Origin of the sequence: Pseudomonas sp. URMO17WK12:I11, from assembly GCF_007677725.1 — a bacterium.
GTDB lineage: Bacteria > Pseudomonadota > Gammaproteobacteria > Pseudomonadales > Pseudomonadaceae > Aquipseudomonas.
Genome location: NZ_VEDF01000006.1, coordinates 285,063 through 300,688, shown reverse-complemented (window position 1 = coordinate 300,688; position 15,626 = coordinate 285,063). Strand labels below are relative to the sequence as shown.

Annotated in this window: 13 protein-coding genes; all 13 read left to right on the top strand. The window is 63.9% G+C overall.

Annotated elements, in window-relative coordinates:
* The first annotated feature begins 61 nt into the window (after positions 1-61).
* The 13 genes from flgB to FS665_RS14245 all read left to right on the top strand — a co-directional run bounded on the left by flgB (position 62) and on the right by FS665_RS14245 (position 15,359).
* Positions 62-469, top strand: a complete 408-nt coding sequence (gene flgB / locus FS665_RS14305) for a flagellar basal body rod protein FlgB (RefSeq protein ID WP_145189466.1) — start codon at positions 62-64, stop codon at positions 467-469.
* A gap of 3 nt (positions 470-472) precedes the next feature.
* Positions 473-916, top strand: coding sequence for a flagellar basal body rod protein FlgC (flgC, locus tag FS665_RS14300; protein WP_145189463.1), 444 nt, complete (start codon positions 473-475; stop codon positions 914-916).
* Positions 917-931: 15 nt separating this feature from the next.
* Positions 932-1,639, top strand: coding sequence for a flagellar hook assembly protein FlgD (flgD, locus tag FS665_RS14295; RefSeq protein ID WP_145189461.1), 708 nt, complete (start codon positions 932-934; stop codon positions 1,637-1,639).
* Between the two features lie 31 nt (positions 1,640-1,670).
* Positions 1,671-3,023: a flagellar hook protein FlgE gene (flgE, locus tag FS665_RS14290; protein WP_145189458.1), complete on the top strand. Its 1,353-nt coding sequence runs from the start codon at positions 1,671-1,673 to the stop codon at positions 3,021-3,023.
* An 8-nt stretch (positions 3,024-3,031) separates the two neighbouring features.
* Positions 3,032-3,217, top strand: coding sequence for a hypothetical protein (locus tag FS665_RS14285; RefSeq protein WP_145189565.1), 186 nt, complete (start codon positions 3,032-3,034; stop codon positions 3,215-3,217).
* Positions 3,218-3,392: 175 nt separating this feature from the next.
* Positions 3,393-4,133, top strand: coding sequence for a flagellar basal-body rod protein FlgF (flgF, locus tag FS665_RS14280; RefSeq protein WP_145189455.1), 741 nt, complete (start codon positions 3,393-3,395; stop codon positions 4,131-4,133).
* 47 nt (positions 4,134-4,180) lie between these two features.
* The gene (flgG, locus tag FS665_RS14275; RefSeq protein WP_145189452.1) at positions 4,181-4,966 is read left to right on the top strand and encodes a flagellar basal-body rod protein FlgG; all 786 of its coding nucleotides are present in this window, start codon (positions 4,181-4,183) and stop codon (positions 4,964-4,966) included.
* Between the two features lie 60 nt (positions 4,967-5,026).
* Positions 5,027-5,722: a flagellar basal body L-ring protein FlgH gene (gene flgH / locus FS665_RS14270; protein ID WP_145189449.1), complete on the top strand. Its 696-nt coding sequence runs from the start codon at positions 5,027-5,029 to the stop codon at positions 5,720-5,722.
* Positions 5,723-5,734: 12 nt separating this feature from the next.
* The gene (locus tag FS665_RS14265) at positions 5,735-6,844 is read left to right on the top strand and encodes a flagellar basal body P-ring protein FlgI (RefSeq protein WP_145189562.1); all 1,110 of its coding nucleotides are present in this window, start codon (positions 5,735-5,737) and stop codon (positions 6,842-6,844) included.
* Positions 6,845-6,855: 11 nt separating this feature from the next.
* The gene (gene flgJ / locus FS665_RS14260) at positions 6,856-8,019 is read left to right on the top strand and encodes a flagellar assembly peptidoglycan hydrolase FlgJ (protein WP_145189446.1); all 1,164 of its coding nucleotides are present in this window, start codon (positions 6,856-6,858) and stop codon (positions 8,017-8,019) included.
* A gap of 12 nt (positions 8,020-8,031) precedes the next feature.
* Positions 8,032-10,080 (top strand): flagellar hook-associated protein FlgK, encoded by a 2,049-nt coding sequence (gene flgK / locus FS665_RS14255; protein WP_145189443.1) that lies wholly within the window; start codon positions 8,032-8,034, stop codon positions 10,078-10,080.
* An 11-nt stretch (positions 10,081-10,091) separates the two neighbouring features.
* Positions 10,092-11,663 carry a flagellar hook-associated protein 3 gene (locus FS665_RS14250; protein ID WP_145189440.1) on the top strand — a complete coding sequence of 524 codons (1,572 nt, stop codon included), beginning with the start codon at positions 10,092-10,094 and terminating at the stop codon, positions 11,661-11,663.
* 114 nt (positions 11,664-11,777) lie between these two features.
* On the top strand, positions 11,778-15,359 hold the full coding sequence (locus FS665_RS14245) for a glycosyltransferase (RefSeq protein ID WP_145189437.1): 3,582 nt from the start codon (positions 11,778-11,780) through the stop codon (positions 15,357-15,359).
* The last annotated feature ends 267 nt before the right edge of the window (positions 15,360-15,626 follow it).

The following is a 15,626-nucleotide window of genomic DNA, read 5'->3' as shown; positions in this document are numbered from 1 at the left end:
ACAGCCCTTGCTAAAGCTTGGCCAACGACCATTGCGGCCTACCTTCGAAGGTTTTCCCGACATGAGCATCAGTTTTGACAAGGCGCTAGGCATTCATGAAAAGGCCCTGGGCTTTCGTGCGCAGCGCGCCGAAGTACTGGCCAACAACATCGCCAATGCCGATACCCCCAACTACAAGGCGCGTGACATGGACTTCTCGTCGGTACTCGCCGCCGAAAGCCAGAAGCAGCAGAACGGCCGCTTCGCCATGGACCGCACCAACAGCCGCCATATAGAGGCCGAAGGCCTGGCGATGGCCGATGACAGCATGCAGTACCGGGTGCCGACCCAGCCGTCGATCGACCAGAACACCGTGGACGCCCACATCGAGCAGTCCAACTACACGGAAAACGCCATCGGCTTCCAGGCCAGCTTCACCCTGCTCAACAGCAAATTCAAAGGGCTGGTGTCGGCCCTGCGCGGAGAGTAATCCATGTCCCTTTCCAGTGTTTTCAACATTGCCGGCAGTGGCATGAGCGCGCAGAACACCCGCCTCAACACCGTCGCCTCCAACATCGCCAACGCCGAGACCGTCTCTTCGAGCATCGACCAGACCTACCGCGCCCGTCACCCGGTGTTCGCCACCACCTTCCAGAATGCCCAGGCCGGCGTCGGCCAGTCGCTGTTCGAAGACCAGGGCCAGGCCGGGCAGGGCGTGCAGGTGCAAGGCATCGTCGAAGACCAGAGCACGCTGGAGGCGCGGTACGAGCCCAACCATCCGGCGGCGAACAAGGACGGCTACGTCTACTACCCCAACGTCAACGTGGTCGAAGAGATGGCTGACATGATCTCTGCCAGCCGTGCGTTCCAGACCAACGCCGAGCTGATGAACACCGCCAAGAACATGATGCAGAAGGTCCTGACCCTGGGTCAGTGATAAGGAATCCGAACCATGGCAGTCGACAGCAGTAGCGGTGTCAACCTTAACGACGTGATCGCCAACTCCGGCGTCAAGTCAGGCTCGCAGAACAAGTCCTCGACCAACGCCGCCACCGGTGGCCAGGCGCTGGGCAAGGATGCGTTCCTGCAGTTGCTGGTCACCCAGATGCAACACCAGAACCCGCTGGATCCACAGGACAACAGCGAATTCGTCGCCCAGCTGGCGCAGTTCAGCAGCCTCGAAGGCATCACTTCGCTCAACCAGTCGGTCAGCGCCATTACCAGCGCCATGGCCTCGTCCCAGGCGCTGCAAGCCTCCTCTCTGGTCGGGCGCTCGGTGATCGTGCAGAACGACAAGGCCGTGGTCGACACCAGCAGCAGCTTCAATGCCCAGTTCGTGGTGCCGCAGAACACCTCCGAGGCGAAGATCACCATCACCGACAAGGACGGCAACACGGTCAAGACCATCGAGCTTGGCGAGCAGAAAGCCGGCTACGGCGATTTCATCTGGGACGGCACCAACGACAAGGGTGAGAAAGTCGACCCAGGCACCTACACCTTCACCGCCACCACCACCGTCGATGGCAAGGCCGTGCAGATGAACACCCTGCTGCCGGCCAAGGTCACCAGCGTAAGTTTCAACAGCACCGGCGAGATGGTGCTGAACCTGGCAGGGGTGGGCAAAGTGTCCCTGTCCGACGTCCAAACCATCGGTATCTAAGGCCGACAGAACGGCAACAAGGAGCAACAGCATGTCTTTCAATATCGGCCTTAGCGGTCTGTACGCAGCCAACAAGCAACTCGACGTCACCGGCAACAACATCGCCAACGTCAACACCACCGGCTTCAAGTCCTCGCGCGCCGAGTTCGCCGATGTCTACGCCGGCGCCAACCGCCTGGGCGTGGGCAAGAACCAGGTCGGTAACGGCGTGCGCCTGGCGGCGATCTCCCAGCAGTTCAGCCAGGGTGACGTCAACAACACCGGCAACGTGCTGGACATGGGCATCCAGGGTCAGGGCTTCTTCGTGCTCTCGGACAACGGTGCGCGCGTCTACACCCGTGCCGGCGCCTTCCAGAACAGCAAGGACAACTTCGTCGTCACCTCCGATGGCCTGCGCCTGCAGGGCTACGCTGCCGATGAAAACGGCAACATCAAGCGCGGCGTGCTGACTGACCTGAAGATCGACACCTCGTCGCTGGCGCCCAAGGCCACCAGCCTGATCGACCAGGGCATCAACCTCAATTCCGAAGCGACCATCATTCCCCTGCCAGGCGGTACGCCAGCCGGCCCGACCTTCGATCCGGCCGATGACACCACCTACACCAAGTCCTTCCCGACCAAGGTGTACGACAGCCAGGGCAACGAGCACACCATGGAGCAGTTCTACCGCAAGACCGGTACGAACCAGTGGACCATGTACACCCTGGTCGATGGCCGCAACCCCATGGACCCGACCAGCAGCGCGCCGCTGGAAGCGTCGATGACCTTCAACTCCGACGGCAGCGTGGCGTCGATGACCACCGACCCGACCAGCATCCCGCCAGGGGCCGGGCCAGGCGCCGAGTGGGCGGTGACCAACAATACCTTCACCCTCAAGGGCTGGATCCCGGCGGCCAAGGATGCAGCAGGCAACTGGGCATCCAACGGCTCGGCTGAAAACGCCGCCGGCATGCGCCTGTCGATGAACAGCACCAGCTCGTACAACACCGAGACTGCGCGCATGTCGCAGTCCCAGGACGGCTATGCCACCGGCATTCTGTCGAGCCTGTCGATCGACTCCACCGGGGTGCTCTTCGCAAGCTTCAGCAACCAGCAGTCGCGCGCCATCGGCCAGGTGGCCCTGGCCAGCTTCGCCAACGAGCAGGGCCTGCAACAGATCGGCGGCACACGCTGGACCGAAACCTACTCCTCGGGCATCCCCGGCATCGATTCGCCGAAGACCGGCACCCTAGGCAGCGTCGAATCCAACTCGTTGGAAGCGTCGAACGTCAATCTGACCCAGGAGCTGGTCGAGCTGATCAAGGCGCAGAGCAACTACCAGGCCAACGCCAAGACCATCTCGACGGAAAGCACCATCATGCAGACCATCATCCAGATGACCTGATGGCAGTGATGAAGACGCTCGGGTTCATGCTCCTGGCACTGCTCTGCCTGTGCCAGGCGCAGGCCGGCACCGCGCCCTGGTGGCGCTGGGAGAGCCAGGCCGATGGCCGGCTGGTATGTGCGCAGTGGTCGCCAGGGCAGGGCTGGAAGAAATTTGCCGGACCGTTCAGCAATGGCGGCTGCCGCGAGCCTTGATTGCCGCTACCGGCAAGCGCGCGCCGGTTAACCGGCGCCAGCCCCCGAAGCCCCCTCGAAAAAGCCCGTATTCACGGGCTTTTTCACCAATTGACAAAGTTGGTTCAGAACTTGCTTTAGAGCCTGCACAGCAGCGGCGAGCGGCAAACGATCGTCAGTGCAGCGGAGGATGACTGTGGACAAGATGCTTTATGTGGCCATGACCGGCGCCAGCCAGAACGCGCTGGCGCAGAAGGCCCATGCCAACAACCTGGCGAACGTTTCCACCAACGGCTTTCAGCGTGACCTGGAACAGGCGCGCTCGATGCCGGTGTTCGGCGACAGCTTTCCGTCGCGGGCCTTTGCCATGACCGAACGCCCGGCCACCGACTTCAGCGAAGGGCCGATGGTCGAGACCGGGCGCGACCTGGACGTGGCCGTTACCGGCAAGGGCTTCATCGCCGTACAGGCACCCGACGGCAGCGAGGCCTACGTGCGTACTGGCAGCCTGAACATCGACGCCCTCGGCGTGCTGCGCGCCGGCAACGGCATGCCGGTGATCGGCAACGGTGGCCCGATCGCCATTCCGCCTGAGCAGAAAGTCGAAGTCGGCGCCGACGGCACCATCAGCATCCGTTCCATGGGCGAAGGCCCGCGGGTCATGGCCGAGGTCGACCGCATCAAGCTGGTCAACCCGGACATCAAGGGCCTGAACAAGGGCCTGGACGGGCTGATTCACACCCAGAGCGGCCAGCCGGCTGACGCTGACGTCAATGTCCGCGTGGTTTCGGGCTTTCTCGAGGGCAGCAACGTCAACGCCGTAGAGGAAATGACCTCGGTCCTGGCGCTGTCTCGCCAGTTCGAGCTGCACGTGAAAATGATGAACGCGGCCAAGGAAGGCGATGAAGCCATGGCGCGTGTTTTGCAAATCGGCTAACCAACATTGAACGGGTGCCGTAAAACAGGCGCACGAGGAGAATACTGATGCTTCCGGCTCTTTGGGTCGCTAAAACCGGCCTGTCCGCCCAGGACACCAACCTGACCGTCATTTCCAACAACCTGGCCAACGTCTCGACCACCGGCTTCAAGCGTGATCGTGCCGAGTTCGCCGACCTGCTGTATCAGATCAAGCGGCAACCTGGTGCCCAGTCGACCCAGGACAGCGAGCTGCCCTCGGGCCTGCAGGTCGGTACCGGTGTGCGCATCGTCGGCACCCAGAAGAACTTCCAGACCGGCAGCCTGCAGACCACCGAGAACCCCCTGGACATGGCGGTCAACGGCCGTGGCTTCTTCCAGGTGCTGCAGCCCGACGGCACCGTGTCGTACACCCGCGACGGCACCTTCCACCTGAACTCCGACGGCCAGATCGTCACTGCCCAGGGCTTCGCCCTGGAGCCTGCGGTGGTGGTGCCCAACGACGCCCAGACCTTCACCGTCGGCCAGGACGGCACGGTGTCGATCACCACCGCCGGCAACCCGGCTGCGCAGGTCATCGGCAACATTCAGACCGCCGACTTCATCAACCCGGCCGGCCTGCAGGCGATCGGAGACAACCTGTTCCTGGAAACCGCCGCCAGCGGCGCGCCGCAGGTGGGCACCCCGGGCCTGAACGGTTTCGGCACCACCTTGCAGCAGACCCTGGAAAACTCCAACGTCAGCACCGTTGAAGAACTGGTGAACATGATCACCACCCAACGTGCCTACGAGATGAACTCCAAGGTCATTTCCGCCGCCGACAAGATGCTGTCGTTCGTCACCCAGCAGCTTTAATCCCGGCCGTCGCTAGCCATCGTGCAGGTCCGACTCCCGCTACACCGTGAGGTAAGTGTCATGAAACGTCTGTTGTCTGTGTGCGCCCTGGGGGGGGCGGTTGTGCTGGCTGGTTGCGTCGCACCGACGCCCAAGCCCAACGACCCGTACTATGCGCCGGTCCTGCCGCGCACCCCGCTGCCGGCTGCAGCCAACAACGGTTCGATCTACCAGGCCGGTTTCGAGCAGAGCCTGTACACCGACCGCAAGGCGTTCCGCGTGGGCGATATCATCACCATCACCCTCAACGAGCGCACCTCGGCGAGCAAGAACGCCGGGTCCCAGATCCAGAAGAACAGCAAGGCCAACCTGGGCCTGACCTCGCTGTTCGGGGCCACGCCGAACACCAACAACCCGTTCGGCGGCGGCGATCTGTCGCTTGAGGCTGGCTACAGCGGCGACCGCACCACCAAGGGCGACAGCAAGGCCACCCAGGGCAACACCCTGACCGGCTCGATCACCGTGACCGTGGCCGAAGTGCTGCCCAACGGCATCATCGCCGTGCGCGGCGAGAAGTGGATGACCCTCAATACCGGTGAAGAACTGGTGCGTATTGCCGGCCTGATCCGTGCCGACGACATCGCTACCGACAATACCGTGCCGTCGACCCGCGTGGCCGATGCGCGGATCACCTATTCGGGCACCGGTTCGTTCGCCGATGCCAGCCAGCCTGGCTGGTTGGACCGCTTCTTCATGAGCCCGCTGTGGCCCTTCTGAGTACGCATGAACATGTTCAACCTTAGGCAGCTGATTGCCGCGACCCTGCTGCTGTCCTGCGCGTTCGGTGCCCATGCCGAGCGCCTCAAGGATATCGCCAGCATATCCGGCGTGCGTACCAACCAGTTGATCGGCTACGGCCTGGTCGTGGGCCTCAACGGCACCGGGGACCAGACCACGCAGACCCCGTTCACCCTGCAGACCTTCAACAACATGCTCTCGCAGTTCGGCATCAAGGTGCCGCCAGGGTCAGGCAACGTGCAGCTGAAGAACGTCGCGGCGGTGTCGGTGCATGCCGACCTGCCGGCCTTCGCCAAACCGGGGCAGGTGGTCGATATCACCGTATCGTCGATCGGTAACTCCAAGAGCCTGCGCGGCGGCAGCCTGCTGATGACCCCGCTCAAGGGCATCGACGGCAACGTCTACGCCATCGCCCAGGGCAACCTGGTGGTCGGCGGTTTCGATGCCGAAGGCCGCGATGGCTCGAAGATCACCGTCAACGTACCGTCGGCCGGGCGCATCCCAGGCGGCGCCTCGGTCGAGCGCGCGGTGCCGAGCGGCTTCAACCAGGGTGACAGCCTGACCTTGAACCTCAACCGGCCGGACTTCACCACGGCCAAGCGCATCGTCGACAAGGTCAACGAACTGCTCGGCCCAGGCGTGGCCCAGGCCGTCGATGGCGGTTCGGTGCGCGTCAGCGCGCCCATGGACCCCAGCCAGCGGGTCGATTACCTGTCGATCCTGGAAAACCTGGAAATCGACCCCGGCCAGGCCGTGGCCAAGGTCATCATCAACTCGCGCACCGGCACCATCGTCATCGGCCAGAACGTCAAGGTATCGCCGGCGGCGGTGACCCACGGCAGCCTGACCGTGACCATCACCGAAGACCCGATCGTCAGCCAGCCAGGGCCGTTCTCCAACGGCCAGACCGCAGTGGTGCCACGCTCGCGCGTGAATGCCGAGCAGGAAGCCAAGCCGATGTTCAAGTTCGGCCCCGGCACCACCCTGGATGAGATCGTGCGTGCGGTGAATCAGGTCGGCGCAGCGCCCAGCGACCTGATGGCGATCCTCGAAGCCCTGAAGCAGGCCGGCGCCCTGCAAGCCGACCTGATCGTAATCTGAGGACGCGGCCGATGAATCCGAAAAGCCTGGTTTCCGGCGCTGCCGACAGCGGCGCCTACACCGACCTCAACCGCCTGAGCGCGCTCAAGCACGGCGATCGCGACAGCGAAGCCAACGTGCGCAAGGTGGCCCGCGAGTTCGAGTCGCTGTTCGTCAGCGAGATGCTCAAGGCCTCGCGCAAGGCCAGCGACGTGATGGCCGAAGACGATCCGATGAACAGCGATTCGGTCAAGCAGTACCGCGACATGTACGACCAGCAGCTGGCCGTGAGCATGTCCCGCGACGGCGGCGGTATCGGCTTGCAGGATGTGCTGGTGCGCCAACTGTCGAAGAACAAGAGCACGCCGCCCAATACCAGCCCGTTCCCGCGCATCGAAGGCAGTGCGCCAGCGCTGTGGGGCAACAAGGTCGCCGAACCTGTGCATGCCCAGGCCAGCGCCACCCGCAACGACGTCGCGGCGCTCAACGCCCGGCGCCTGGCGCTGCCCGGCAAGCTCACCGACCGTCTGTTGGCCGGGATCGTACCGTCGGCCAGTACGCCGGCCGCCAGCGCCAATAGCGCTGCGGTGCCTGCCCGCGAAGGACAGTCGGTGGCGCGCGCCATCGCGGTGCCGGATAACGGCCTGCGCATCACCGGCCGCGCCGTGGCGCAGCCGCCGCTGGCGCCACAGAAAGCCTTCGCCGGCAGCGACGAATTCGTCGCCACCATGCTGCCGATGGCCGAGCAGGCCGCCAAGCGCATTGGTATCGATCCGCGTTACCTGGTGGCCCAGGCTGCCCTGGAAACCGGTTGGGGCAAGTCAGTGATGCGCAACAGCGATGGCAGCAGCAGCCACAACCTGTTCGGCATCAAGGCCAGTGGCAACTGGCAGGGTGATTCGGCGCGGGCGATCACCAGCGAGTTTCGCGATGGGCAATTCGTCAAGGAGACGGCGGCGTTCCGTTCCTACGATTCGTACCAGGACAGCTTCCACGACCTGGTCAGCCTGCTGCAGAACAACTCGCGCTATCAAGATGCGGTGAAGTCGGCCGATAACCCAGAACAATTCGTGCGAGAGCTGCAAAAGGCCGGGTACGCCACCGACCCTAACTACGCCAGCAAGATCTCGCAGATCGCAAGACAGATGAAGTCGTACGAGAGCTACGCAATGCTCGGCACCACGACGCAACTTTAAGGGCATGCAACCATGGCGAGTCTGATCAACATTGGCCTGTCGGGACTGACCACCTCCCAGGCCGGCCTGCACACCACCGGCAACAACATCGCCAACAGCGAAGTGGCCGGTTATTCGCGTCAGCAGAATATCCAGCGCGCCAAGGGCTCGCTGCAGGAAGGCCAGGTGTTCATCGGCACCGGCACCACCCTGGGCGACGTGCGCCGGGTGTACAACGCCTTTCTTGACGCGCAGTTGCAGACCGCCACCTCGCTCAACAGCGACAGTACCGCCTACCTGGGCCAGGTCACGCCGCTGAACAACATGCTCTCGGACAGCAACACCGGCATCACCGGGGCGCTGAGCAACTTCTTCTCGTCGCTGCAAAGCGCCGCCAACAAGCCAACCGAGGATGCCTCGCGCCAGCTGCTGTTGAGCAACGCCCAGGCCCTGTCTGGCCGCTTCAACAGCCTGTCGGCGCAGTTCAAGCAGCAGAACAACAACATCAACGGCAACCTCGGCACGATGACCTCGCGGATCAACGAGCTGACGTCCAGCATCGCTCAGTACAACGAGCAGATCAGCAAGGCCTCGGCCACCAGCGGCCAGCCCAACGAGCTGCTCGACCAGCGTGATGAAGCGGTGCGCCAGCTCAACGAGCTGGTTGGCGTGCAGACCGTCGAGCGCAATGGCAGCATCGATGTGTACCTGAAAAACGGCCAATCGCTGGTGCTGGGCAAGACCACCAACAAGATGAGTGCCGAGCCGAGCGCCAGCGACCCGACCCAGTTCGCGGTCAAGCTGCAGCGTGGCAGCACCACCATGGACGTCACCAACAGCATCAGCGGTGGCGAGATGGGCGGGCTGCTGCGCTATCGCAGCGAAACCCTGGCCCCGGCCATGAACGAGCTGGGCCGGATTGCCCTGGTGGTGTCGCAGCAGCTCAACTCGCAGTTGGGCCAGGGCATCGACAAGAATGGCGAATTCGGTGCCGCGCTGTTCGGCGACATCAACAGCGACAAGGCCATGTCGGCGCGCAGCACGCCCAAGGTCGGCAACGCCGGCAGCGCGGCGCTGAACGTGGTCATCCGCGACACCGGCAAGCTCAGCACCAGCGACTACCAGGTAACCTTCGTCGGCCCCGGCGCCGACAAGTACCAGGTCAAGAAGCTGCCTGACGGCACCGACATGGGCACCTTCAGCACCAATGACGATCCGGCGCCGGTGATCGACGGCTTCAGCATCGACCTGCGCGCCGGCACCGCCGCGATAGGCGACAGCTTCAAGATCACCCCGACGCGCAACGCCTCCTCGGAAATCGACGTGGTGCTCACCGACGCCAAGCGCCTGGCCCTGGCCGCGCCGTTGACCGCAACCTCCGGCAGCGGCAACACCGGTACCGGGGTGATCAAGCAGCCGGTGCTGACCTCGGTGCTGGACATCGCCGACCCGGCCCAGCGCCTGGAATTGCAGACCGGCATCAAGTATTCGACCCCGGTACGCCTGGTATTCGGCAGCGAGACCACCACGCCGCAGACTTACGAAGCCTTCGATGCCAAGGGCAACAGCATCGGTACCGGCACGTTCGTTCCGGGGGAGAACAATACCCTCAAGCTCAACGTGCCGATGATCGACTCGGCCGGCAACCCGATCACCGACGCCAGTGGCAACCAGAAATCGTTCAGCTTCGAGATGGACGTGGCCGGCTCGCCCAAGCAGGGCGACAGCTTCAGCGTGGCACTGACCGGTGCCGGGTCTTCGGACAACCGTAATGCGCTGTCCCTGCAGGAGCTGCAGACCAAGCAGACCATGGACATCGGTTCGACCAAGGGCATCAGCATCACCGATGCCTACGGCAAGCTGGTCGAGGATGTCGGTGCCAAGGCCAAGCAGGGCCAGATGGACACCCAGGCCACCGGCGTGATCCTGACCCAGGCGAGCAACGCCCGAGATTCGGTGTCGGGTGTGTCGCTCGATGAAGAAGCCACCAACATCGTCAAGTACCAGCAGTACTACACCGCCTCGTCGCAGATCATCAAAACGGCGCAGGAAATCTTCAGCACCCTGATCGCCGCGCTTTAAGGAGTTCGACCATGCGTATTTCCACGGCCCAGTTCTATGCGTCCAGCACGGCTAACTACCAGCGCAACTACTCCAACCTGCTCAAGACCAATGACGAGGCGAGCTCGTTCGTACGCGTCAACACCGCCGCTGATGATCCGGTGGGCGCAGCGCGTCTGCTGCAGCTGGGCAATCAGGCCGACATGCTGGCGCAGTACAAGACCAATGCCACCAACATCACCAACTCGCTGAACCAGACCGAGACCACCCTCAACTCGATCAACACCATCCTCTCGCGGGTCAACGAGCTGGCACTCGAATCCGGTAACGCCGGCTACACCGACACCGAGCGCAAGGCCAAGGCGGCCGAGCTGGGCCAGTTGGAAGACCAGTTGCTGAGCCTGATGAACAGCCGTGACGAAAATGGCCAGTACCTGTTCGCCGGCTCCAAGACCGATACCGCGCCGTTCGTGCGTAACGCCGATGGCACCTACAGCTACCATGGCGACCAGACCGAACAGCAACTGCAGGTCGGCGACATGCTCAAGATGGCCGGCAACAGCAGTGGCTACAGCGTCTTCGAGCAGGCCCTGAACACCAGCCGTACGGAAACCCGCATGACCGCGCCTGCGGTGGACGACGGCCGGGTCAAACTGTCCAATGGCCAGGTATCGGGCAGCGTCAACTACAATGACCGCTTCCGAAGCGGCCAGCCTTACACCGTGACGATGCTCAGCAGCACCAAATTCAGCATCACCGACAGCCAAGGCAACGATGTGACTGCCGAAGCGACCCAGGGCGGCAACTTCGACCCCAATACCGCCGGCGGCTCGATGGTCACCTTCCGCGGTGTAGACCTGCGCCTGAACATCAACCTCAAGGACGGCGATAACGCCGACGCCGTGGTTGCCGGGCATTCGTTCACCCTGCAGAGCAAGCCCGACACCATCACCGCCACGCGCAGCCCAGGCAACCCCTCCAGCGCCCAGGTGTCGTCGATCGCCATCACCGATCCGGCCAAGTACCAGGCGATGTTCCCCGGGGGGGCCGCGGTCATCAAGTTCACCAGCGCCACCGACTTCGAGCTGTACGCGCAGCCGTTGAACGCCGACAGCCGGCCGGTGGCCAGCGGTACCATGGCCGGTAACGTTGCCTCTGCCGGTGGTGTGCAGTTCACCTTCTCCAGCACGCCGCCACAGCAGTCGGGCGACCAGTTCATGGTCAACGTCGACAACCACCAGACGCAGAACGTGCTCGACAGCGTGGCCAAGCTGCGCACCGCCTTGAGCCAGCCGATCGACGGTGACAACGCCGCCTACCAGCAGCTGCGCGCCGACCTGGACTCGGCCATCGCCAACATCCAGAGCGGGCAGGACACCCTGAGCCGCGCCGTCACCGACATCGGTGCACGGGGCAAGGCGCTGGAAATCCAGCAGAACACCAACGAGAGCCTGAGCATCGCCAACACCACGACCCAGTCGTCGATCCGCGACTCGGACCCGGCCGAGGTGATGATTCGCCTGACTCATCAAAAAGCCACGCTGGAAGCCTCGCAACAGGCTTTTGCGCGGATCAGCCAGCTGAGCCTGTTCAACGTCCTCTGAGTGCGCCTGTAGCCGGCGGCTGCCCCTTGCCGGGCAGGCGCCGGCGCCTTGTTCCAATGTACCAGCGACTGTTCTGAATTCTCTGCGGGCAGTCACCTGTCGAGAGATTTCCTCGTGAGCCACGCCCCTTTAGTCAGCCTTGTCATTCCCGCCTGCAACCCGCAATTCTTCCGTGCCGCGCTGCTGGGTGCGTTGGCGCAGGACTACGACAACCTCGAGGTGATCGTCTGCGACGACAGCGCCGGGTCACAGATCGAGGCTGTGGTCGAGGAGCTGCGCGAGCTTTCGCGCCACCCGCTGACGTACCTGCGCAACCCGCAGCCGCTGGGCTTTGCTGGCAACCTGCAACAGGGCCTGGCGTATAGCCAGGGCGAATACATCAAGTACCTGTGCGACGATGACCGACTGCTGGCCGACTGCGTGTCGAGCCAGGTGCAGCTGTTCCAGGCGCGTGAGGACCTTAGCCTGGTCGCGGCCCGCCGGCAGCTTATCGATGCTGAAGATCACATCCTGCCGCAGCGCCTTGAAAGCAGCCCGGTGACCTTTGGCGTCACGCTGTTCAACGGCGACGACCTGCTGGATTTCTTCGAAACCCGCCAGCTCAATTTCATCGGTGGCCTGAGCAGCGTGCTGCTGCGCGCCGAGGATCTGCGCGAACTGCTGCCGGCCCTGGCGCCAGGCTTCGTCGCGCTGCTGGACTTGGTGCTGTTCGTCTGCCTGCTGCGCCGTGGCCACCTGGGCGTGACGGCTGGCGTGCACTGCATGGAGCGCGTGCACCCCGCGCAACTGCGCCGTCAGGCGCAGGTGCAAGCTGCAGCCGTGACCGAGGCCCAGCACCTGCGAGAGATGTTCGCCGCTCGTGTCGCCGAGCGCGAGCCGTTTTCCGGTTGGGTGCGCGTGCAGTTCATCTACGGCGATGCCCGCGACCAACAGCGTCAGTGGGAAAACCTGTTCCTCATCCATACCTTGCGCTGCCTGCAGGCGATTCATGATTCACATGTCGGCAGCGACAGCGACAGCTTTGCCGAGCTGTACGGCAAGTGGCTGGCGTGCCGCCAGGACCCGCTGGTGCTGGCGCGGCTGATGCGCCTGAGCGAACACTGGCCACAGCGCCCGCGCATCGTGCCGGTGGTGCTCGATAGCCACGGCGATGCCCAGGCCCTGCAACTGACCCTGGACAGCATTGCCGCACAAGCCTACGGCGCCCACTCGACCCTGGTGTTGTCCAGCTCGCGCGTGCCGGCAGCGCTGCAAAACGGCGTGCACAGCCAGCCGTTGCAGCAAGACTGGGCCAGCCAGCTGAACACCTTGATCGCCGAGCGCGACCCGGCCGATTGGGTCTACCTGCTGCGCGCGGGCGACCGGCTCAATGCCTTCAGCCTGATGCTGCTGGCCGAGCGCATCGTCTCGCGCCCGCAGATTGCCTGTTGCTACGGCGACGAGGGCGGCCTGCGCGAGGGCGAATCGGTGGAACCGGTGTTCAAGCCGGACTTCAACCTTGATTTGCTGCGCGGTTATCCCTACACCGGGCGCATGCTGGCGTTCGCCTGTGAGGCGGTGCAGGCGCTGGACGGCTTCGCTGCCGGCTACCGCGAGCTGGCGCCCCATGATCTGCTCTGGCGACTGGTCGAACAGCGCGGCCCGCAGACCGTCGAGCACATTCCAGAAGTGCTGGGGCAAAGCAGCTTCGGCTATGCCGCGTGGTTATCCTCGCCTGCGGTGATTGCGGAAAACCCCAAGGTGCTGGCTGCTCATCTGCAGCGCCTGGGGGTGGACTATCGCTTGCAGAACAGCGGCGGGGCGATCAATCACGTGCGCTACCTGCACGCCGCACAACCCCTGGTTACCTTGGTGCTGAGCGCCAAGGACCAGCAGGCGGCGCTCGAGCGCTGCCTGGAAAGCGTGCTGCAACAGACTGCCTACGCCCATTACGAAGTGCTGATCGTCGACAACGCCAGTCAGCAAGCGGCCACCCATGCCTGGCTGGCTGCCCTCGAGCAACTGGGCGGCGACACGTTGCGCGTGCTCAGGCTCAGCGAAGACAGCAGTTTTGCCGCTGTGCAGAATCACGCTGCGCAACACGCGCGCGGTGACTACTTGCTCATGCTCAGCCCCTTCGCCGTGGTCACCGAGCCGGACTGGCTGGACGCCATGCTCAGCCATGGCCAGCGCCACGAAGTCGGCGCGGTGGGTGCCAAACTGTGCAACGCCGAGGGGCTGGTGGTGCATGCCGGTGGGGTGCTGGGGCTGCGCGGTGCGGTCGGCTCGCCCTTTGTCGGCGAGCCGATGGAAGCCGGCGGCTACATGCAGCGTTTGCAAGTTTCGCAGAACTATTCGGTGGTCGGTGCCGATTGTCTGTTGCTGCGCAAGCAGCTGTTCCTGGAGCTTGGCGGGCTGAACGATAGCGTCTACAGCCTGGCGTTCAGCGACGTCGACCTGGGCCTGCGTCTGGGCCAGGCCGGCTACCTGGTGGTGTGGGCCGCCGACGCCCGGGTGGTGATCGACCCGGTCGCCGCACCTGCGCTGGATCCTGAGCAGGAAGCCAAACGCCAAGTATGCCTGGCCGAACAGCACGAAGCCTTCCTGCGCACCTGGATGCCGGTAGTCGCGCGGGATCCGGCCTATAACATCAACCTGTCGCTGAACGGCTCGAGCTTCTGCCTCGACCCTGGCCTCAAAGCCGCCTGGACGCCGTTCATCAGCCGGCCGTTGCCGCATGTGCTGGCGCTGCCGATGAACAAGACTGCGGTCGGTCACTACCGCGTCATCCAGCCGGTCGAAGAGCTGGAGAAGGCCGGTTGGGTCACCCAGCAGCAGTACTTCGAAATCCCCACCAACGTCGAGCTGGAGCGCTGCTCGCCGGACGTGGCGGTTCTGCAAGGGCGTTACACCGAAGGCTTCGTCAAGGAAATCGAGCGCCTGAAGACCTTCTCCAAGGGCTTCTGCATCTACGAGCTGGACGATTACGTGATCGATGTGCCGAAAAAGAATGGCCACTTGAAGCACACGCCCAAGGACCTGCAACGCTCGCTGCGCCGCGGCATCGAGCGCTGTGACCGCCTGGTGGTGTCGACCCAGGCTCTGGCTGATGCGCTGCATGATACGCACAGCGATATTCGGGTCATGCCCAACATGCTGGCCGAGCCGCTCTGGACCCAGCTGCGCAGTCAGCGCCGTACCTCGCGCAAGCCGCGCGTGGGTTGGGGTGGCGGCACCAGTCATACCGGTGACCTGGAGGTCATCGCCGAAGTGGTCAAGACCTTGGCGCACGAGGTCGAGTGGGTGTTCTTCGGCATGTGCCCGCCGGCGCTGCGTCCTTATATCAGCGAGTTCCATCCACCGGTGCCGCTGGAGCTGTACCCGGCCAAGTTGGCCAGCTTGAACCTGGACCTGGCTTTGGCGCCGCTGGAGTATCACATCTTCAACGACTGCAAGAGCAACCTGCGCCTGCTCGAATACGGCGCCTGCGGCTACCCGGTGATCGTGACCGATACCCGCGCCTACGAAGGCTACCTGCCGTGCACGCGGATCAAGACCAACAGCACGGTCGAATGGCTGGAAGCGATCCGCATGCACCTGGCCGACGCTGACGAAAGCTACCGCCTGGGCGATCGTCTCAAGCAGGAGGTGCTGCGCGACTATGTGCTGCGTGAAGAACATGTGCAGCATTGGTACAGCGGTTGGATGCCGGGTTGAGCTCGAGCGCCGCCTGCGCGGCGCATCGCGAGCTGCGCTCGCTCCTACGCATGGTGCGACAGCGCGCCTGTCACAGAGTCACTGCCCCGAGAAGACCGTAGCGATGCGCCGCGCGGGCGGCGCTCGATCTCACAGGCGCCCTAAAACCCACGCCAAGCCAAAACCGCCACCTGGCGCGTTTCCTGCGAGGCCCGCGTGCTGCGTGAAGAACATGTGCGGCATTGGTACAGCGGTTGGATGCCGGGTTGAGCTCGAGCGCCGCCTGCG

Coding starts and splice junctions, on each gene's coding strand:
- flgG (WP_145189452.1), top strand. CDS start 4,181: ATGCTTCCGGCTCTTTGGGTCGCTAAAACCGGCCTGTCCGCCCAGGAC.
- flgE (WP_145189458.1), top strand. CDS start 1,671: ATGTCTTTCAATATCGGCCTTAGCGGTCTGTACGCAGCCAACAAGCAA.
- flgK (WP_145189443.1), top strand. CDS start 8,032: ATGGCGAGTCTGATCAACATTGGCCTGTCGGGACTGACCACCTCCCAG.
- flgD (WP_145189461.1), top strand. CDS start 932: ATGGCAGTCGACAGCAGTAGCGGTGTCAACCTTAACGACGTGATCGCC.
- flgH (WP_145189449.1), top strand. CDS start 5,027: ATGAAACGTCTGTTGTCTGTGTGCGCCCTGGGGGGGGCGGTTGTGCTG.
- flgJ (WP_145189446.1), top strand. CDS start 6,856: ATGAATCCGAAAAGCCTGGTTTCCGGCGCTGCCGACAGCGGCGCCTAC.
- flgC (WP_145189463.1), top strand. CDS start 473: ATGTCCCTTTCCAGTGTTTTCAACATTGCCGGCAGTGGCATGAGCGCG.
- FS665_RS14250 (WP_145189440.1), top strand. CDS start 10,092: ATGCGTATTTCCACGGCCCAGTTCTATGCGTCCAGCACGGCTAACTAC.
- flgB (WP_145189466.1), top strand. CDS start 62: ATGAGCATCAGTTTTGACAAGGCGCTAGGCATTCATGAAAAGGCCCTG.
- FS665_RS14265 (WP_145189562.1), top strand. CDS start 5,735: ATGTTCAACCTTAGGCAGCTGATTGCCGCGACCCTGCTGCTGTCCTGC.
- FS665_RS14285 (WP_145189565.1), top strand. CDS start 3,032: ATGAAGACGCTCGGGTTCATGCTCCTGGCACTGCTCTGCCTGTGCCAG.